Source organism: Saccharopolyspora sp. NPDC050389 (assembly GCF_040655595.1).
GTDB lineage: Bacteria > Actinomycetota > Actinomycetes > Mycobacteriales > Pseudonocardiaceae > Saccharopolyspora.
The window spans coordinates 38497-57709 of sequence record NZ_JBFAKG010000066.1 but is presented as its reverse complement, the minus strand read 5'-3'; the positions used below and the strand labels follow the sequence as shown (position 1 = coordinate 57709).

The 19213-nt window shown below is 69.1% G+C and carries 18 protein-coding genes and 1 pseudogene; 9 read left to right on the top strand and 10 right to left on the bottom strand.

Annotation, left to right across the window (positions count from 1 at the left end; translation table 11 throughout):
* From AB0I53_RS33880 to AB0I53_RS33865, 4 genes and pseudogenes are all read left to right on the top strand, one after another.
* Window positions 1-93, top strand: a pseudogene (locus AB0I53_RS33880) (integrase); the annotation flags it as partial.
* A gap of 124 nt (window positions 94-217) precedes the next feature.
* Window positions 218-1315, top strand: coding sequence for an integrase core domain-containing protein (locus tag AB0I53_RS33875; RefSeq protein WP_358612335.1), 1098 nt, complete (start codon window positions 218-220; stop codon window positions 1313-1315).
* Window positions 1312-1686, top strand: coding sequence for a hypothetical protein (locus tag AB0I53_RS33870; protein ID WP_358612332.1), 375 nt, complete (start codon window positions 1312-1314; stop codon window positions 1684-1686). The genes AB0I53_RS33875 and AB0I53_RS33870 overlap by 4 nt, the downstream gene beginning before the upstream one ends.
* Window positions 1687-2238: 552 nt before the next feature.
* Window positions 2239-2736, top strand: coding sequence for a DUF309 domain-containing protein (locus AB0I53_RS33865; protein ID WP_358612329.1), 498 nt, complete (start codon window positions 2239-2241; stop codon window positions 2734-2736).
* A 902-nt stretch (window positions 2737-3638) separates the two neighbouring features.
* On the opposite strand, the gene AB0I53_RS33860 is transcribed toward AB0I53_RS33865, so the two are convergent.
* Complete coding sequence (locus AB0I53_RS33860; protein ID WP_358612326.1) at window positions 3639-4124, bottom strand: hypothetical protein; 486 nt, start codon at window positions 4122-4124, stop codon at window positions 3639-3641.
* Window positions 4125-4182: 58 nt separating this feature from the next.
* Here AB0I53_RS33860 and AB0I53_RS33855 point away from each other — a divergent pair, with 58 nt between their 5' ends.
* Window positions 4183-7539, top strand: a complete 3357-nt coding sequence (locus AB0I53_RS33855; protein WP_358612323.1) for a TM0106 family RecB-like putative nuclease — start codon at window positions 4183-4185, stop codon at window positions 7537-7539.
* 25 nt (window positions 7540-7564) lie between these two features.
* On the opposite strand, the gene AB0I53_RS33850 is transcribed toward AB0I53_RS33855, so the two are convergent.
* The 9 genes from AB0I53_RS33850 to AB0I53_RS33810 form a co-directional block, all read right to left on the bottom strand.
* Window positions 7565-7807, bottom strand: a complete 243-nt coding sequence (locus AB0I53_RS33850; protein ID WP_358612320.1) for a hypothetical protein — start codon at window positions 7805-7807, stop codon at window positions 7565-7567.
* A 46-nt stretch (window positions 7808-7853) separates the two neighbouring features.
* Window positions 7854-9434, bottom strand: a complete 1581-nt coding sequence (locus AB0I53_RS33845; RefSeq protein WP_358612317.1) for a hypothetical protein — start codon at window positions 9432-9434, stop codon at window positions 7854-7856.
* Window positions 9435-9461: 27 nt separating this feature from the next.
* Window positions 9462-9743 (bottom strand): hypothetical protein, encoded by a 282-nt coding sequence (locus AB0I53_RS33840; RefSeq protein ID WP_358612314.1) that lies wholly within the window; start codon window positions 9741-9743, stop codon window positions 9462-9464.
* A 247-nt stretch (window positions 9744-9990) separates the two neighbouring features.
* Window positions 9991-10947: a PDR/VanB family oxidoreductase gene (locus AB0I53_RS33835; RefSeq protein WP_358612311.1), complete on the bottom strand. Its 957-nt coding sequence runs from the start codon at window positions 10945-10947 to the stop codon at window positions 9991-9993.
* A gap of 13 nt (window positions 10948-10960) precedes the next feature.
* Window positions 10961-11707, bottom strand: coding sequence for an SDR family oxidoreductase (locus tag AB0I53_RS33830; protein WP_358612308.1), 747 nt, complete (start codon window positions 11705-11707; stop codon window positions 10961-10963).
* The gene (locus AB0I53_RS33825; RefSeq protein ID WP_358612305.1) at window positions 11704-12225 is read right to left on the bottom strand and encodes an aromatic-ring-hydroxylating dioxygenase subunit beta; all 522 of its coding nucleotides are present in this window, start codon (window positions 12223-12225) and stop codon (window positions 11704-11706) included. The genes AB0I53_RS33830 and AB0I53_RS33825 overlap by 4 nt, the downstream gene beginning before the upstream one ends.
* Complete coding sequence (locus tag AB0I53_RS33820) at window positions 12218-13489, bottom strand: aromatic ring-hydroxylating dioxygenase subunit alpha (RefSeq protein WP_358612302.1); 1272 nt, start codon at window positions 13487-13489, stop codon at window positions 12218-12220. The genes AB0I53_RS33825 and AB0I53_RS33820 overlap by 8 nt, the downstream gene beginning before the upstream one ends.
* A 14-nt stretch (window positions 13490-13503) precedes the next feature.
* Entirely contained in the window at window positions 13504-13884 is a 381-nt protein-coding gene (locus AB0I53_RS33815; RefSeq protein WP_358307117.1) for a hypothetical protein, read from the bottom strand.
* A 269-nt stretch (window positions 13885-14153) separates the two neighbouring features.
* Window positions 14154-15320, bottom strand: a complete 1167-nt coding sequence (locus AB0I53_RS33810; protein ID WP_358612299.1) for an acyl-CoA dehydrogenase family protein — start codon at window positions 15318-15320, stop codon at window positions 14154-14156.
* A gap of 134 nt (window positions 15321-15454) precedes the next feature.
* Here AB0I53_RS33810 and AB0I53_RS33805 point away from each other — a divergent pair, with 134 nt between their 5' ends.
* From AB0I53_RS33805 to AB0I53_RS33790, 4 genes are all read left to right on the top strand, one after another.
* Window positions 15455-16921: a PAS domain-containing sensor histidine kinase gene (locus AB0I53_RS33805; protein WP_358612296.1), complete on the top strand. Its 1467-nt coding sequence runs from the start codon at window positions 15455-15457 to the stop codon at window positions 16919-16921.
* 131 nt (window positions 16922-17052) lie between these two features.
* Window positions 17053-17565 (top strand): flavin reductase, encoded by a 513-nt coding sequence (locus AB0I53_RS33800; protein ID WP_358612293.1) that lies wholly within the window; start codon window positions 17053-17055, stop codon window positions 17563-17565.
* A 26-nt stretch (window positions 17566-17591) separates the two neighbouring features.
* Window positions 17592-17873: a hypothetical protein gene (locus tag AB0I53_RS33795; RefSeq protein WP_358612290.1), complete on the top strand. Its 282-nt coding sequence runs from the start codon at window positions 17592-17594 to the stop codon at window positions 17871-17873.
* Complete coding sequence (locus tag AB0I53_RS33790) at window positions 17870-19123, top strand: amidase (protein WP_358612287.1); 1254 nt, start codon at window positions 17870-17872, stop codon at window positions 19121-19123. The genes AB0I53_RS33795 and AB0I53_RS33790 overlap by 4 nt, the downstream gene beginning before the upstream one ends.
* Window positions 19124-19213 lie beyond the last annotated feature (90 nt).

The window sequence follows — 19213 nt, the reverse complement described above, 5'->3', positions numbered from 1 at the left end:
AAGACGCTCCGCACCGAACTGCTGGACCGCACACTGATCTGGAACGAGAGACATCTCCGGCATGCACTGCGCGAGTACGAACGGCACTACAACCTTGCCCTTGCCGAAAACCCCATCCACCCTGGTGAGAGTCGGCGTATGGGGTTCAATGTCGACCGGCGCCGCTCGAGTCGGCACTCTCGCGCGGCTGGCGATCAACGCAGCATGATGATTGACCGTGCTGCTGCGACTGACCTACTTGGGTGTGACCAACGCGTTCGCCATGCTGCGCCTGCTGCCAATGAGCGACCGAGACAAGGATGCGGAGATCCTGGCCCTGCGTCACCAGATCACGGTGCTGGAACGCCAACTCGGAAAGCACAAACCACGGTTCACCCCAGGTGACCGGGCCTTCCTCGCCGCGCTGCTCCACAGGCTCCCGAGGGAGGCGCTGCGCCGCCTGCGGCTGCTGGTGCGCCCGGACACGGTGCTGCGCCGGCACCGCGACCTGGTCGCCCGCCGGCACACGCAGGCGTCCAGGCCGAAGCGCCCGGGCCGACCGCGCACCGTGCGCTCAATCCAGGCTTTGGTACTGCGCCTGGCGAAGGAGAACCCCAGCTGGGGATACCGCCGACTGCACGGCGAACTTCTTGTCCTCGGAATCAAGGTGGCCGCAGCCACGGTCTCGGAAATCCTCAAAGAGGCAGGGATTGACCCGGCGCCACAACGAAACTCCACCACATGGGCCGCCTTCCTCCACTCCCAGGCCGACGCTTTGCTCGCCTGCGACTTCTTCGAGACAGTCACCCTAACCGGGACCCGTTTGTACGTGTTCGCGGTGATCGAACACGCCAACCGCCGCGTCCGTATCCTCGGGGCCACCGCACACCCCACTGCATCATGGGTGGTGCAGGCCGCAAAGAACCTCGTGATGGATCTGGAAGACGCCTGCTGCCGGGCACGATTCCTGATCCGGGACCGGGACGGGAAGTTTCCTGACCTGTTCGACTCTGTTCTCGCAGATGCGGGGATCGAGGTCGTGCTCAGCGGCGTCCGGATGCCGAGGATGAACTCGATCATGGAGAAGTGGGTCCAGACCTGCCGCCGCGAGCTGCTGGACAGGACCTTGATCTGGAACCAACTCCATCTGCTCCACGCCCTGCGCCAATTCGAACAGTTCTACAACGAACACCGGCCGCACCAGGGCATCGCGAACGCCCGCCCGCAACGCCCGCTGCCCGCCCCCATCGCCGATGGGGACACGATGACCCACCTCGACATACGGAAACGCGAACGTCTCGGCGGCATCCTCCACGAGTACAACCACGCTGCGTGACCTGCGCGGACGACGTTTTCGGCAAGCGCAGCGTCTACGAGCAGGTCTCCGAGGTCCCGGGACTCACGATCCACCATCCCGGCTTTTGGGAGGTCCCCTATCACGCCCGCACAGGGCTCACAGCGGCCGGCGGGGTCACCACGACAGTGTTCAAGAACGGCAATCTCATCGACGGCAGTGAGGCCATCAGGGCGAGTGCGGAAGGCCAGGGCACCATCGGGCAGAGGTTCATGCACACCTTCGTCCGCGGGGACATCGTGACGCTCCACGTGTACCGCTTCGGGGGCGGTGGCATCTACATCCTCAGCAACACCGACGGACGCACCGCAGTCATGGCGCACTGGGTGCGGGAGACATGGCAGCCCCAGTAGAGTTTCCGCGCAGCAGGCAACGTTTTAGGTCCTGACCAGCGCTGATAATGCTGTTAGTCGGGGCTGCGCCCGCCAGAGGTGTTCAGGAAACTGGACGCCGTACCGGTACTCACGGTTCCGTTGCTACTCGCACCCCCGGATGGCCTCGCTGGTGCGCTGCTGGTTACAAATAAGGGCCTCCGCAGCTGCGGAGGCCCTTGCCGGAACGCTAGCTCGAGTTTGACGAGCGTCTTTCGCACTGCTGAACTCCGCCTGCTCCAGAACTTCCGGCAGGGCTCAGGACTACGAACGTCCTTGAGTTGGACCATGCATTCCTTCGGGGCTGTCGCGCCATCGCCCCTTCGGTTCACCGACCCTCTCAATCGATTCACCGCACCCTTAGTACACGCCCGTTGAGGGCATAAGTCAATGGACCGAGAGCCATCTGAGCTGCTGAAACCTGGTGCAGACCCCCGTTGCTACACACGCCGCCGCAAGCAGCGTGTCTGGAGGACGTCGAACGAGACGCCTTCGTCCGGTTCAGGACGGCCGGCATGGCGGACAATGAGGGCCATGCGTCAGCGTGACCGGGATCCGCAAGGTCGAGCCCGCAGCGCCCGCCCTCGTGACGGACTCGGCCGCCCGCTGCCCTACGGCAGTCCTGGGGTGGAGTGCATGGACGAGGGCATGGTGCTCGCCCCGATGGAGAGCCTGGCCCAGGCCCAGCGGCTGCTCGACGATGCCCGCCCGTTCCACGCCCACGAAGTACTCGAAGCTGCCTGGAAGAACGCTCCCGGCGCCGAACGCGCGCTGTGGAAAGGGCTCGCCCAACTCGCGGTGGGCCTCACTCACCTGCGCCGAGGCAACGGTACTGGCGCTGCGGCACTACTTCGCCGGGCGCACGACCACATCCAGCCCTACATCCAGCAGCCCCCGTACTCGGTGGCCGCGGAGCAGCTCACCCACTACGCCACCGACCTTGCCACCCGGATCGAACGAGACGGCCCGGACGCCATCGCATCCGAGCAGCTGTCCCCGCAACTGCGCACCATCAGGGCACCGAAGGGTTGACCACCTCGCGCGCAGAGCAGTCCGAGAATCCAACGTCACCGAACTGCACGAGACCCGGTTGCCAACAAATTGCCAACTTTGCTCAGCGCCCTAGTTCGCCCGCGAAGCCCAACGCGTCAGCGCTCACGCGGGACTCCTGCCCCGGCCGAACTCATCAGTCGGCGGCTGGGTCGGTAGGTGCACAACCTCGTTCCAGACAGCACCGTGCGGCCGGCGACCAGGTGGATGACATCGGAGTCGGCCCAGAAGGTAACCGTGCCTGGCAGCGGGACACGTAACCGTGTCCCGAAACCGAGCACCCGCTACACGTGTGCCCTGGGGGCTGTTCGAGCACACCTCGGGACATCCGATAGCACCTGCCCCGAGCGTGAACCACGCCGAGATTCTCGCAGCTCACAAAGCAAATCAGCCTGTCCCGGCGAGGCGTCCTGTATGTGCCCAGGCGGGACAGGCGGGACAGCGAAAAGCCCCTGCATCACCCGATATCGGGAAGCAGGAGCCGTGTAGTTAGCGAGCCTCCGTCCTCAGACACAGTCGGTCACTCGCCTGTAACCGTGGCGCTTGTCCAAGGCCAGCGTTCACCACACCCGATGGGCAGGTGTACCGATGGCCAACAACCTGATGATCCAGCTCGCCCAGTCGATGGTCATCGAAGGCCAGACCCACATCTCCGCGTGATCAGCGCCAAGTGTCCAGCGCACACCGAAACCACCCACGCGGGTGAACAGCAACGCCTCCCACAACGCGACCCCATTTCAAACCCGCGAAACCGATCCTCCCAAAATCCTCCCAAAAATGCCGAAAAATCGAGACGGCACCCATCGGGACGATCACACAAGATCCACAACCGTGCACGAAAAAGCCCGCTGACCTGCACTTTTGTGCCGGTCAGCGGGCTCTCTTCACGGTCGGGCTGACAGGATTTGAACCTGCGACCCCTTGACCCCCAGACATGTCCACAAGAGACACTGACCAGCAAGAACCCAGAAACCGCAGTATAAACCGGTGCAGCTCACTGCCGTTCGGCGCGGTACGACGCGGCCCAAGCCAACACAATCCTCCCACTTTCCTCCCATCACCAGCGTCACACGACGAGACGTCGTTTCTCCCGTCACCGGGTCAGTGGCCAGCACCTCCTCACCCTCACGGATCTCTTCGATCGGCTTTGCCGACCCGTCCGCCATCAGGACCTGCGTACCGGGCACGAAGCTGTTCGGCTCGCAGGAATCCGGCAGCCTGGGCGGCATGCTTCCACCGCCGCGGCCGCTGATCGGCAAGATCGCATCAGGGACGAACGCTGGCACCTCAGCACCGTCCACCAGCACACCCAAGTCGACCGAAGGCGCATTGCGTGCCGGATCGGCAGCGGTGAGCGCGCCGCGAGCCACGGCGTGTCGGCACCCACGGCGCCGACCCGGACGGGCGCGCATGTCAGACTGCCAGGCGATGCATACCCCGTCCGACCTCGCCGACCTGCTCGAATGCGAACACCGCAGCATCCTCAAGCAAGCATTGGCGGCGGGACTGCCCGGCGCGCCGCGCCCGAGCTCCGGGCCCGACCGGCTGGCCGTCAAGCACGGCCGCGCGCACGAGGCAGCCACGCTCGAACGGCTGCGTGGCGAGCGCAAGACCGTGATCGAAATCGAAGAGAGCGACCAGGTCGCCGCCGCGAAGGCCACCGAGGAAGCGCTGCGGGCGAGCGCGCCGGTGGTCTACCAGGCCGTCTTCCACGACGGCGAGTTCTCCGGCCGCGCCGATTTCCTGCTCCGCGACGACCAAGGCCGCTACGAGGTCTACGACACGAAGCTCGCGCGGCACGCGAAGCCCTCCGCAGTCGTGCAGCTCACCGCGTACGCCGACGCGTTGCGCCGCGCCGGTTGGCTGGCCGGGCCGGAGATGCACCTGCTGCTCGGTGACGGCACCACGCGCAGCCTGCGCGTCGACGATTTCCTGCCGCTGCTCGATCGCCTCCGTGACCGGCTCGTCACGCGGCCGCCACGGCTGCCGGAACGCATGTGGGCCGACGAACGCCCCGCCTGCACCGGCTGCGGCTTCGCTGACCACTGCTCGTCCGCGCGTGAGACGGACCGGGACCTGTCGCTGGTCGCGGGCATGCGTGGCGAACAGCGGCGCAAGCTCGTGACGGCCGGGCTCGGCACGATCGACGCGCTCGCCACCGCCGAGCCGGCGGACCGGCCGCGTGACATGTCGGCGGGCACGTTCGCGACCTTGCGCGCGCAGGCCGCGATCCAGGTGCGGCAGGACGAAACAGGGGAATTGGCGTACGAGGTCATCGACCCGTCGGCGCTGGCCGAGCTGCCGCCACCGAGCCCGGGCGACATCTTCTTCGACATGGAAGGCGACCCGTATGCGCTCGCCGGCGCCGGGCTGGAGTACCTGTTCGGCGCCGTCACGCCCGACGCGCGCTTCACACCGTTTTGGGCGCATACGCGCCCGCAGGAGAAGCGTGCTTTCGAGGAGTTCGTCGACTTCGCCACCGCCAGGCTGACCGACGATCCGGACGCGCACATCTTCCACTACGCGCCGTACGAGGTCACGGCCGTCAAGCGGCTCGCCGCGGTGCACGGAACGCGCGAGGAAGCCGTGGACGAACTGCTGCGCAGTGGCCGGATGGTCGACCTGTATGCCGTGGTGCGCAAGGCTTTGCGCGTCGGCCAGCGGTCGTACTCGATCAAGTACCTCGAACCGTTGTACATGCCGGAAGCCCGCGACGGCGACGTGAAGACGGCCGTGTCGAGCATCGAGGCGTACGAGGACTACCTGACGCTCGCCAAGGCCGGCGACATCGAAGAGGCCGACGAGGTGCTGCGCGGCATCGCCGACTACAACGAGTACGACTGCGTGTCCACGTTGCGGCTGCTGGAATTCCTGCACCGCGTCCGCGAGGAAGCGGGCATCGAGCTCGCAACCCCGGCGCCGGAGTCCGAAGTGGATGCTCTGCTGCGGCAGACGGAGGAGGAAGAGGCCGCGCTGCGCCGGGCCGAACGCGCGGCCGCGCTGGCGGCGCTGGTCGACCCGCTGCTCGACGGCCTGCCCGATGATCCCGCCGACTTCACCCCGGACGACCACGCTCGCGCGCTGCTCGCCGCCTCCGTCGGTTACCACCGGCGCGAGACGAACCCGGCGTGGTGGGAGTTCTTCCGGCAGCTCGCCGCACCGGTCGGCGACCTGGAGGTGGACACGACCTGTGCTGTGCCGGTGTCGGTGTCCGCGGGGGAATGGGTGCCGCCGTCGGGACGGCTGCGCACGGCCAAGCGCACGCTCATGGTGGCGTGCGACCCGGACCGGCCGCATCCGTTCGCGGTCGGGGACGGCGTGCGGCTGCGGTACGGCGCCGATGCGCGGGACGCGAAAGTCGTGGCGGCGTCGGCGGTCGAGCTGACGCTGGAGGAGAGCAGCGCACCGGACAGCACGTCGAACGAGCGACCGGTCGCGGTCCTGCCGGGCGGCCCGGTGCGGCCCGCGCCGAAGGACGAGGCCGTGGCCGACCTGGCCCGGCTGGTCGGGGAAACGCTCCCGGAGCTGCCTGCGCATCCGGGCGTGGACCTGCTGCGCCGGATCCCGCGGTTGCGCGGCGGTGCGCTGCCCGCACCCGGCGAGGACTCGGTGGCCACCGTGATCGAGGCGGTCGACGCGCTCGACGGGTCGGTGCTCGCGGTGCAGGGCCCGCCCGGGGCAGGGAAGACGTACTTGGCGGGCAAGCTGATCGCGCACCTCGTGCGGTCCGGGCGGACGGTCGGTGTGACGTCCAACAGCCACAAGGCCGTGGAGAACGTGCTGTCCGCCGCGCTCGGCAACGCGCCGTCGATGGCGTGCGCGAAACGGCCACGCCGGACGCCGGATCCCGCGCTGCCGTGGGAACAGCCGAAGACGAACAACGCGTTGGCCAAATGGCGCGACGAGCACAACGACGGGCACCTCGTCGGCGGCACCGCGTGGACATTCGCGAACGCCGCCGTGCGCGAGGAACCGTTCGACGTACTGGTGATCGACGAGGCCGGGCAGTTCGCGCTCGCGGACGCGCTGGCCGTGTCGATGTGCGCGAAGAACGTGGTGCTGCTGGGCGATCCGCAGCAGCTGCCGCAGGTCGTGCAGGGCACGCACCCGGCGGGCGCGGAGGCGTCGGCGTTGGGGCACCTGATCGGCGACGCGGACATCATGCCGCCCGAGCTGGGCTACTTCCTGGACCAGACACGGCGCATGCATCCGGCCGTGTGCGCGCCGGTTTCCCGGTTGTCGTACGCGGGTTTGCTGCACTCGCACCCGTCCGCGGACCGTTCGGTCGACGGCTTCGCCTCCGGGCTGTACCTCGCGTCGGTGGAGCACCGCGGGAACACCACGCGGTCGATCGAGGAAGCGGCGCAGGTCATGTCGGTGATCGCGGACCTGCACGGGCGCACGTGGCAGGGCCGTCCGCTGACGGACGCGGATTTCCTCGTGGTGGCGCCGTACAACCTGCAGGCGCGGACGGTCACGCACGCGCTGGCCGACGCCGGTTTCGGCGACGTGCGCGTCGGCACGGTGGACCGGTTCCAAGGCCAGGAAGCCCCGGTGGTGGTGACGACGATGACGTCCTCGTCAGCGATCGACCTGCCCCGCGGACTGGATTTCCTGTTGTCCCGCAACCGGTTGAACGTGGCACTGTCGCGAGCGCAGTCGGTGGCGGTGCTGGTGTGCAGCCCGCGGCTGCTGGAGGCGGACATCCGGACGGTCGAGCAGATGCGGCTCGTCTCCGGGATGCTCGGACTGCTGCGGGACGCCCACCCCTGGCCCGCTCGCTGAACCCCAACCCCTACTCGCCCCAGCCCTAGTACTGCAACGGCTCTTGTTGTCTCGTTGACGACACCTCTTCAAGAGTCCAATCCGGACCGAAGTAGACGACCACCAGCCCGTTCGTGCGCAGGTAGTCGACTAGGTTCGCGCCAGGACGCGGCAGGGTGCGGCGATCGAGGCCCCGAACCAAGCCCACCTCGAAGCTCTCGCCGACGGCGCTGCCGGGCCACGAGGATGTCCGCCCAGCACGGTCGGCGCGAGCAACGGGGGACAGCATTCGGCGAGACCCTCGGTTCGTCGCCGAAGAGGGCCTCGCCGCATGATTACTGCCGGGTCGTCACAAGCTGTACGCCCACAACTCGTACACGCCGTTGTTTTGCCGGCACTCGTGCGGCAGGCTCGGGCCCCCTCCGGTCATGTCTTCCCAGGCTTTCTCGCACTGGGCCGCGGTGTAGTACCAATGACCCGTGTAGGTCCAACCTTCCGCTGCTGCGGGCGTTGCGGTGGCCGCCAGCACACTGAGCCCGAGAACGGCGCCGATTGCGAACTTCTTCACCAGGAATCCTCCCGTTGACCAACATGCAGTTGCGCTCCAGCCGAATCGAGACGTTCCACGCGTTCTCATCAGCTGTCATCGCTCTTTCGCGGGCAAAGCGGGAGCGCCGCACCAACCGTTGTGCCGACTGGGATTGATCGGTGCCGATGTCGATGACGCAGCACCACCGGCTTCGACTCCCCCGTGGCTTGACGGATGCGCAGGCCCGCACTGCCCGGCGACCGCAACTGACGGTTAAGATTTCACCTGTACCAGGACGAAAGCCATTCGCAGCACGGAACTCTGCCCGAACATCCATCCTTCTTGACCCGTCCGTACAGCCGACCGGGATGCGGCTTCGGGCACGGCTCGCCCGGAACTCAACCGCAGGCCAAGGCGATGACACCGGACAGCCGATCCCCGGCCTCGTAGATGAAGTACGGCACCCCCTGTCCGTCCCGAAGGCCGGTGCGGCCGCGCGTCCGTTTTCCGGTGCTGCGGAACGCGAATCGTAGAAGATGCCGAGGTGGTCGCGCCGGTCGAAGTCGTTGCCGACTTCCGTGATGAGGATGTTGCCCCCGCTCCCCTTGTCGGTGTGGTAGACGACGTACGTGCTGCCGTTCCGGTGCAGCAAGTGCGGCCCGCTGACATTGACCGCCCCGACCTCCGCGTGGTCGATCAGCGGCTCAGGATCGAAAGCCCATTCGCGGCCGTCGGATGACCATCCCCAGCAGATGTCGCGGTGATCGGCCGTCGTGTTGCGCATGAAGACCATCACGTAGCGGGCACCGTGCGCGGGCAGGTCGTGGCGGAACACCCTGGCGTAGCTGGTCTCCGTGGTTCCCGAGGGCATCATCGAGGTGGTCAGCACGGCTCTGTCGTAGGTGAACCGGATGCCGTCCTTCGAGCGTGCGAGGCGAGTCGTGGTGTTGTCGCCGTGGAAGTACAGCCACTTCTCACGGGCCTCGGCATGCCACAGCACGTGCGGGGAGGAGACGTGGTCGACGCTGTAGTGCGGCTGCCACTTGTTGGCGACGATCGGGTTGTCCGGGTACTCGGTGAACGGGCCCTCCAGCGAATCGGCGTAGGCCAGGCAGATGCCACCAGGCTCCTCGTGCGGGGCGTAGTAGAGGTAGTAGCGGCCGAGCGGGTTGCTCAGCCGGTCGTACACGCCGCGGACGCAGGGGAAGATGATTTCGCCGGTGGGGTTGTACTTGAGCTGCTCCGGCTTGAGAAGGGTGCGCACGTAGTGGTAGTCGGGGAAGCCACCGGGGGCCGCGGCTGCGTGCCGGGCACCGAACTCGCCGGCTGCGAGCAGAGCGCCGCCCGCCATCGCGGTGCGCAGGAAAATGCGACGATCCAGTTCCATGGAGAACTCTCCACTTCGGACGAGGAATTAGAGGTGGGTGGCGGCAGTGACGCACAAGCCGCCGAGCGCGACGCACCACACGTAGGGCAGGGTGCGCAGCATTACCCGCTGCGGGCTGACGCCGGAGTACTGCGCCGCCCACACCGTCTGGGTGCTCGTCGGGTCGGAAACACCGAAAACCTGGTTGTACGAGGCGGTCAGGCCCAACACGGCGACCGCCGGGTAGATGCCCGCCGCGATCAGCACACCCGCGATCCCGGCGCCGAGACCGAAGACGTTGAGCGGCCCCCGGTACAGGCACAGCGGCACCAGCAGCCGCGGCCGAGATCGGCTCGTCGGAGTACTCGGCCATCGCGTCCCCGCACTCCGGCCACCAGGCGGGCGGTGTCCTTCGGAGCGAAGAGCTCCAGCTCGACGCCGAACGACGAACGACGAACGACACCATGCCGGCCGGGCTTCAACACGCTGCGTTGACGCCACCCGCGAAGTTCAGGTCGGCGGACTTGCTGCGGCCCCTGGACGGGCTGATCATCGCGACTCCGATGAGCCCGGCTGGTCAGTACAGTTCGATCACCAGTTTGTCGCTCAGCGCTCGGGAAACGCACAGGGCCATCTGGTCGCCGGCGGCCTTGTCCGCGGCGGACAGGCACTTGTCGCGGTGGTCGGGGGCGCCGTCGAGCACTCCGGACACGCAGGAGCCGCAGATTCCCTCTTCACAGGACTTCGCCACCTCCACGCCGCTTTCCGTCAGGACCGAGAGGATCGACCGGTCAGCCGGGATCTCGAAGACCTCGCCGGTGTCGAGTTCGACGGTGAACGGCGCGTCGGCGCTGGTGTCGACCTCGGTGGCGGTGAAGTGCTCGACGTGGACGTGGTCCGCGCCGACGGCCGGGGCGAACACGTCGGTCACCTGGTCCATGAATCCCTGCGGCCCGCAGGTGTAGACGTGCGCGGACGGGGCGAGGTTCGCTGCGACGTCGGCGAGCAGGGCCGGTTGTTCGGTGCGGGGAACACCGAAGTGCAGGCGCACGTGGTCGCGGAATCCGGCGCGGTGTTCGAGCAGGTCGGCGAAGGCGGCTTCGCCGCGGGTGCGGGCGAAGTAGTGCAGCTCGAACGCGGCACCGGCGAGGTGCAGTTCGTGGGCCATGCTCAGCAGCGGGGTCACGCCGATCCCGCCGGCGACGAGGACGTGCTCGTCCGCGTCGCCGGCGAGGGACAGCAGGTTCCGCGGCCGCCCGATCTCGAGGTGGTCGCCGACCGCCACCGCGTGGAGGGCCGCCGAGCCACCTCTCGACTCGGGTTCCCGCTTCACCGCGATGAGCACGGACCGCCGGTCGTCGGGCGGACCGCAGAGCGAGTACTGCCGCAGCACCCCGGTCGGGCCGGTGACGTCGATGTGCGCACCCGCCCGGTGCGGGCCGAACGGGGCGCCGTCCGCGCGGACCAGCCGCAGTGCGCGGATGCCGGTGGCCTCGTCGGTGACCTCCGCCACCCGGACCCGGACGTTCGTCATCGCGACTCCCCTCTCAACGCAGGTAGAGGCCGCCGTTGGCGTCCCAGCAGGCGCCGGTGACCGATGCGGCGTCCGGCGAGACGAGCAACGCCACCATCCGGGCGATGAACGCCGGGTCGCCGAGCCGGCCGACCGGGACGCTCTTCGCGTATGAGTCGAGGGCGTCCTCGCCAACGATGGACCGCACCATCGGGCTGTCCTGCGGCCCGGGGGACACGGCGTTGACCGTCACCCCGCAGGGCGCGAGTTCCCGGGCGAAGGCCTTGGTCGCCGACATGATCGCGCCCTTGGACGAGGCGTAGTGGCCGCCGGTCGCGGTTCCGCCGTTCTGCCCCGCCAGCGAGGCCATGTTGACGATCCTGCCGTAGCCCTGGCCCGCGAAGTGGGCGCCGAAGATCTGGCAGGCGGTGAAGGTGCCGGTGAAGTTGACGGCCATGACGGCGTCGAGCTCCTCGGGCGTGATCTCCAGCAGCGGGGTCGCCTGCGTGCGGGCGGCGTTGTTGACCAGGACCTGCACCCCGCCGAAATCGGTCACCACGTCGGCGAGCAGCCGCTGCAGGGCGGCCCGGTCGCGCACGTCGACGAGGTACCCGCGCGCGGTGGCGCCGGTGCTGTCCAGCTCCGCGGTCAATGCCGCGGCATCGTCCACGTCGGCCACGGCGACGCAATAGCCTTCCGCGTGCAGGCGCCGGACGATGAACTCGCCCAACCCGCCGGCCCCGCCGGTCACCACGGCGACCTGTGCGTCCGGGGCGCTCACAGCAGGAATCCCGCGGCAGGCACGGCGTCTTCGCTGTCCACGAGGCGGACGACCTTCTGCACGATGCGGTCCTCACCCGTGGGTGAGAGCCGGATCCGGTGGACCAGGTCGCCGGCCCAGATGTCGTGGTGACCGCGCTTGTAGGCGATGAGGATCTGCGCCGACCGCAGCACGACCTCGTCGTCGGAGACCGACTCGGGCACGAAGCGGGACACGGTGCGCACCGTGCGGGCGGCGTCGACCGCCGCGATCGCGTAGCCCTCGATCATTCGGGTCACGCGCATCTGCCGCATGCGGGCGTCGTCGTAGACCATGTTGAGCGAGTCGGCGAAGTCCTCGGTCTGCGGATCGATCGGGATGATGTAGAGGCCGTCCTCGGTGTAGAGGCCGTTCCAGGTGACGTAGTCCTTGCGGTCGAGCAGTTCGGCCTCGCGCCAGACCAGCTCGATCGACCGGACGACCCTGGGGTCGGTCGTCGAGATCGGGGCCCGGGATTCCGTCGCGGTCGCGTCAGTCATCGCCCATCATCTCCTTCCACTTGCCGTAGGCCGCGCGCATTCCGGTCTCGTCGGTGACGTGGGCGGTCGGCCAGCCTTCCGGACTGGTCGTCTCGCGGCCGAGTCCGCGGTTGACCATGATCGGCATCTCGGGTGCGCCCTGCGCCCCGCGCTGGACCCGGTCCCACCCCTCGGCGTCGTCGGGGGTGCCGAACCCGAACGGGCCCTGGAAGTGCTCGTGGATGCGCAGGCGCTCGCGGTTGACGGCCTCGACCTCGGGCGGGCCGTCCGGGCCGATCGCGACGTGCTCGATCCAGGTCTCGTCGACCGCGACGGGGCGCAACACCCGGAAGAACGCCGACGACATCGACACGTTCGGGAAGAGGTTGAGGTTGAAGCCGGTGCCGTGCATGGCCCGGACCAGCTTGCGCACCTGCGCCGGGTCGAGGGTCTTCGACAACTCGTGGACGAGGTCGTCGAACCGGCCCTGGAGCGGCTCGGTGCCGTCGTCGGCATCGAGATCCGAGTGCTCGGGCACCATCTGCATGACGCTGTGCCCGTTGCCGAGATCGTGGGTGATCGCGGCGGGATCGGTCATGAACGACATCATGTCCGCGGTCTCGGCGTCGACGGAGGCCATCCAGGACCGGTGCACGATCGGGAAGTGGTAGCCGTCGGTGGTGTTCTCCAGCTGGATCTTCCAGTTGCCGCGGAACTTGAACCGGTGCTTGCCCAGCACCTTGATCGGGTAACCGCCGCCCTGCTTCATGAACAGGTCGATCCATGCTCGGGCGTCGCCGAGGAACTCCTCCAGAGGCTCGGCGGCATCGTTGAACGTCGCGAACACCAGCCCTCCGTAGGACTCGGTGCGCAGCGTCTTCAGCGACAACTCGGCCTTGTCGACGACTCCCTCGTAACCGTCGGGGTACGGGATTCCGCGCAGCTTCCCGTTCAGGCCGTAGGACCAGGCGTGGTAGGGGCAGGTGAAGCCGTTGGCCTTGCCGCTGGGCTTCTCGCAGATGCTGGCACCGCGGTGGCGGCAGCGGTTGAGCAGGGTGCGCAGTTCGCCCTTGCGGTCGCGGGTGACGATCACCGGCTGCTTGCCGACGTGGGTCGACTTGAAGGTGCCCGGCCCGGGCAGCTCGCTCTCGTGCGCGACCCACACCCAGGTCCGTTCGAAGATCCGGGTCAGCTCCTCGTCGAAGATGTCCGGATCGGTGTAGAGGCTGCCGGCGACCCGGTCCCCGGCGACCAGCTCGGCGGGGGCGGTGGCGTTGTCGGTCATCGGGTTCTCCCTGTTCAGTCGGGAAGCTCGACGTCATCGCGGACGGTCAGCGGGCGGCCCATCCGGGCCTCCACGTGGGCGAAGCGCCACAGCTTGGCGCGGTCGCCGGCGACCGGCGTGGTGCGGAAGAGGTTGCAGGCGGCCTTGACCGTCTCCTGCGAGTCGACGTCGGCGAGGATGTAGCAGGTCCACGGCCAACCCGACGACGGCCCGACCACGTGCGAGTCGTCGTCGATGTCACCGATGAAGTCCACCCCGGGCAGCGCCTTGAGCCGGTCCATCATCGAGACGAACGCCTGCCAGACGTCACCGGCCTCGATGCCGTCGGTGGGCAGGTCGAAGAAGTTCTGGTTGATGCCGATGCAGAACAGCACGCGGAGCGGCTGCGCGGTCATGCGGGTCTCCTTCGTCGTTGAAGCCGAATCTGTTGGTTCAGCTGGTCGTTTCAAAATGCGGCGCAAGCCGCATGCGGTGTGGGACTCAGCTCGCACCGCCGCGGGTTCTCAGGCTGTGCCCGCCCTTCTGGGCCACTGGGCGAGGCCAGTCCCCGACGCCGCGTATTGGACATGCGCAAGTCGGGGCTCCCGCAGACCTGACGGCGGCCGTAACTCCCGCAGGGGGCCGCCACCCGCACCGCCACGCAAGCCCATTCCGCGAAGACCTCTCAGCGGAAACCTGGTGCGGTCGGCGGCATTCCCATGAGGACCGCGCCAGCGGCGTCGTACATCGCGGGGCCGAGGAAGGCGTGCTGCTTCGGGACGAGGGCGTCGCCGTGCAGCAGCTGCAACGGATGTGCGCTGTGGATCGGCGCGGTGCCGGAGATCTCCAGCAGCCGGCCGACGACGTCGGACGCGGTCTTCGCGAGGTGCGCGGAGGCAAGTCGCAACCGCGCGTTCTGCTCGTCGGTGGCGTCGTCACCGGAGACGACGGCATCCCAGACCTCGTGGCTTAGCTCGTAGAACCACGCTCTCGCCGAGTGCAACGCCGCCTCCGCCCCGGCGATCTCGGCGCGGTAGTAGGCGCGGTCGGCCAGTTTCGGGGCGCCGGTGACCCCGGCGTACCCGGCGCCGACCTCCTCGGCGTAGTCGAGCGCGGCGCGGGCGACGCCGGCGCCGACGACGGCGAGAACCTGGGCGGCGTAAGCGATCGCCGGGTAGCGGTAGAGCGGTTCGTCCACAGTGGGCTGTCCGCCGCGGATGAAGGTCCACTCCCGCGACACCTCGACGTCGCGGACCACCAGATCGAAGGATCCGGTGCCGCGCATGCCGACGACGTCCCAGTCCTGGACGATCTCGACCTGCTCGGGGCGCAGCAGCGCGGTCCGCGGCTTGCCGCCGGTGGATTCGTCGCCCGGAATGCCCACGCCGAGGACGTCCGCACCCATGCAGCCGCTGGCGAACTTCCAGCGCCCATCGACCCGGAAACCGGTTTCGGTCGGTGCGGCGGGTTGGACCGGGAAGAGGCCGCCCGCGAACGCCACGTCCGGGCCGTCCCGATACAGCTCGGCCTGCGTCGCGACGGGCAGCGCCGCGAGGTAGACGAGCGCGGACCCGAAGCTGGCGACCCAGCCGGTGGAACCGTCCACGACCGAGATCCGCTCGATCCGCGCCAGGAAATCCGCGGGCGCGAGCGGCTCACCGCCGAACCTCGCGGGGGTGGCGGCGCGGTAGAGCCCGAGCTGCTTGAGCCGGGCGATGAAGTCCTTCGACACGTAGCGCTGCTCGCGGAACTCGGTTCTCCGCTCGGCGAGTTCTGCGAGCACGTCCTCGAAGGTGACACCGTTCCCCGCCGGCGCATCGGCATCCGGGCGAACCTGTTGGGTGTGCACCATCTCAGCTCCCTCGTAGTTGCTGGATGGCTCCCGACGTTACGAACGCTCCCGCCGCCGCGAAAGTGGTATTGCCTCTGCCTCCGTAGGGGATTCCTTCAGTGCGGGTCCGGGCGCACCGCCCTTACGCTGGCTCGATGGAGGTCGATCCCCGCGTGCCCGAGCTGACGGCGCAAGACTTCGTGGCGATGGTGAACGCCACCCGGATGTGCGTGCTCGTGCACGACGCCGCGAGCAAGGACATCCTCTGGGCCAACCCCGCCGCGTGCGAGATGCTCGAGTGGAGCGTCGCCGAGCTGCGCCCGCTCAAGGCCGACGACATGAGCAGCTCGGCGCAGCAGTACGACCGGGTGATCGGCCGCGCCTGGCTGCAGGAGGCCGTCGACAAGGGCGCGAGCCGGATCGAATGGCACTACCGCGCGAAGTCGGGCCGGGTGATCCCGACCGACGCGGTGGCCGTCCGGGTCGAGCTGGACCGCGGCCCCGCGGTGCTGGTGCAGTTCCGCGACATCGAACGCGAGCAGGAGATCGAGCGCGAGCTGCGCCTGACCACGTCCTGGGTGGACGCGCTCGCCCACCACACCTCGACCGTCGCGCTGATGCTCGACTCCACCGGCACGATCCGGTTCGCCACCAACACGGCGGTTCCGCTCATCGGCGCGACCGCCGGCGAACCGCTCGGCCCGCTGGCCGACTACGCCCGCCTGCGACTGCACGGCCGGGTGTCCACATGGGACGAGGTACGGGACCGGGCCGATCCCGTCACGGCGGTGCAGCTGGAAGTCCCCGACGGCCCGGGCCGGGAACCCGTCTGGCTGGAAGGCAGCCTGGAGCGGCTGCAGGAAACCGGCGGCGACGCCCTGCTGATGATCCTGCACGACGTCTCCGAACGGGTCCACGGGCAGGTACGCCGGGAACGGGAGATGCACCGGGAGAACTACCTCGCGCGCTACACCGCGATGGGCGACATGGCGATGGCCATCGCACACGAACTCGGCCAGCCCCTGGCCGCGGCGGCCAACTTCCTGGCCGGTGCGCGCGCCGCGGCGCAGACCGACTCGCGCGTCGGGTACGGCATCGACAACGCGGTGCGGCAGATCGAGCGAGCCGCCACCATCGTCGGCTCGGTGCGCGCGTTCGTCGGCCACCTCGAACACGTGCAGCAGGTCGCCGACCTCAACGACATCGTCGAGGAATGCCTGTACTTCATCCGGTTGCGCGCGGACCCGGCGGGCGTCGACGTGCGGGTGGATCGCAGCCCGCAGCCGGTGCGCGTCCAGTGCGAGCGGGTGCTGACCGGCCAGGTGGTGCTCAACCTGTGCTTCAACGCGATCGACGAGATGGCGGTCTGCTCCCCGCAGCGCCGGCGGCTGACCGTCACCACCCGGGTCGAAGGCGGTGCCGGCGTGCTCACCGTCGACGACCAGGGCCGGGGACTGCCCCACGATCCGTTCGCGCAGACGTTCACCGACAAGGAGCACGGCAGCGGCATCGGGCTGGCCCTGAGCTACCGGATCATCACCCGCCAGCACGGCACGATCTGGGGCGAGCGGTGCGCCGAAGGCGGCTCGCGGTTCGGCTTCACCCTCCCGCTCGCCGAATGACGCCCGGCCGTAGGGGAAATCCTCAGCAGGGCGCGGGGAAGTCTCGATTCCCGTGCACCGGCCGCGTCCGTACCGTCGGAACGGTGCCGGTACCGCCAGTGCTCAATCCGCGTCCTGCCACAGGAGGAATCGTGCCCGAGCTGACCCCGGTCCAACGCGAATTCCGCGCCGCGATGGCGAACCTATCGGCCGCCGTCAACGTCGTCACCACCGACGGGGCCCACGGGCTCGCCGGGATGACCGTCAGCGCGGCCTGTTCGGTGACCGACTCACCACCGACCGTCCTCGTGTGCGTCAACCGGTCGAGCCGGTCCCACGACGTCCTGGTCGCCAACGGCCGCATCTGCGTCAACGTGCTCGGCGCCGAACAGGAGGAGCTGGCGATGCACTTCGCCGGCGCCACGAAGGTGCCGACCGCCCAGCGGTTCACCGAGGACCGCTGGGACCTGGACTCCGAGGAAGTCCCGGTCCTGCGCGACGCGCCCGCCTCGATCATCGGCCGGATCATCGCCGAGCAGGCCCAGGGCTCGCACTCGGTGATGTTCGTCGAGGTCGACAAGGTACTGACCCGGGAGGACAGCGGCGCCCTGGTCTACTTCCAGCGCCGGTTCCACAGCCTGGCCGCACCGTCGCTGAGCGCCTGACCCGGCTGCGGAAAGGAGATCGCCGCATGCCCACCCCATCTGACACCGAACCCACGCGGATGACCCTGACCTGCTACAACGACACCCACGGCTACGGCTGGCGGCACGTCGACCTGTTCGTCCACGACGCCCGGGGCCGCGAGCTGAACTGGGTCCACTGGGAGGTCGCGGAGGACGGGCCCGACGCGGCCGACGCGGTCACCGCCGAGGTGGAGCCGCTGCTGCGGCGGACTTCGGAGTGGCGGCACGGGGTCAGCGCCGGTGGCATGGACTTCTGGGTCGCCGACGCCGCTTGGGGGCAGCCGTGAACCGCTCGTACTGGCAGCCGTGGTCGCTGCGCGAGCTCGTCGACGCCCTGGCCGCCGGCACGACCACGCCCGCCGAAGCGCTCCAGCGCTCCCGCGAGCGGATCGCCGATACCGACCCCGAGCTGCGGGCGTGGGTCGAGCTCGCTCCCGGCGCCGATCCCACCACCGACGGGCCGCTCGGCGGGGTTCCGCTCGCGGTCAAGGACATCATCGACGTCGCCGGACTGCCGACCCGGTGCGGGTCGCGGCTGCGCGCCGATGCGGTGGCCGCCGAGGCCGACGCGGCGATCGTGGCCGCGTGGCGACGGGCCGGCGCGGTCCCGATCGGCAAGGCGGTCACCACCGAGTTCGCCTACTTCGCGCCCGGCCCGACCCGCAACCCAGCCGCTCCCGACCACACGCCGGGCGGATCGTCCAGCGGCTCGGCCGCGGCAGTCGCCGCGGGGCAGGTGCCGCTCGCGCTGGGATCGCAGACCGCGGGGTCGGTCACCCGTCCCGCCGCGTTCTGCGGTGTCGCATCGCTGGTGCTCGGCCACGGCCGGTTCCCCGTCGACGGGCTCACCGGGCTGAGCCCGAGCCTGGACAGCCACGGCGTCCTGGCCGCGGGCGTGTCCGACCTCGCGCTGGCCTGGTCCGCGATGGACGGCGCCCCCGATCCCGGCCTGGAGGCGGGTCGACCGCCGCGGCTGCTGCTCTGGAGCGCGCGACCGCTCGGCGTCGAACCGCAGATGGCAACCGCGCTGACCAGCGCCTGCAGCAGGTTGCGGGCCTTGGGCGCGGTGATCGACGAGTTCCCCGAGGAGCAGCTGGCCGCGCAGGTGATAGCTGCACATCCGGTGATCATGGCCTACGAGGCCGCACGGGAACGAGCTGCGGAGCTAGCGGTGGCACCGCAGCTGAGCCCGCAACTGGCGACACTGCTGAAAACCGGTGCGGCCACATCGGAACACGATTACGAGGCAGCCGTCCACACCGCGACCGAAGCAGGCACGCGGCTGGCAGAACTGCTGGCCGACTACGACGCCGTGCTGGGCCCCGCCGCCCTCGGCCCGGCCCCCGCTGGGCTGGCGGCCACCGGGGACCCGGTGTTGAGCCGCGCCTGGCAGGCGCTCGGTTTGCCTGCGGTGTGCGTGCCGGGAATGCGCACCGACGCGGGACTGCCGCTCGGCCTCCAGCTCGTGGGCGCGAGGCGGCGCGAAGCCGAGCTCCTGGCGGCCGGCTGCTGGGTCGAAGCGGCGCTACGCGCCTGAGCGCGCACGTAGGGCGGGGGGGGGGGGGGGCTCGCGGGACTCGCGCCACCGGACAGCCGACGGCACCGGGCGCGAGACCGCACGCCGACA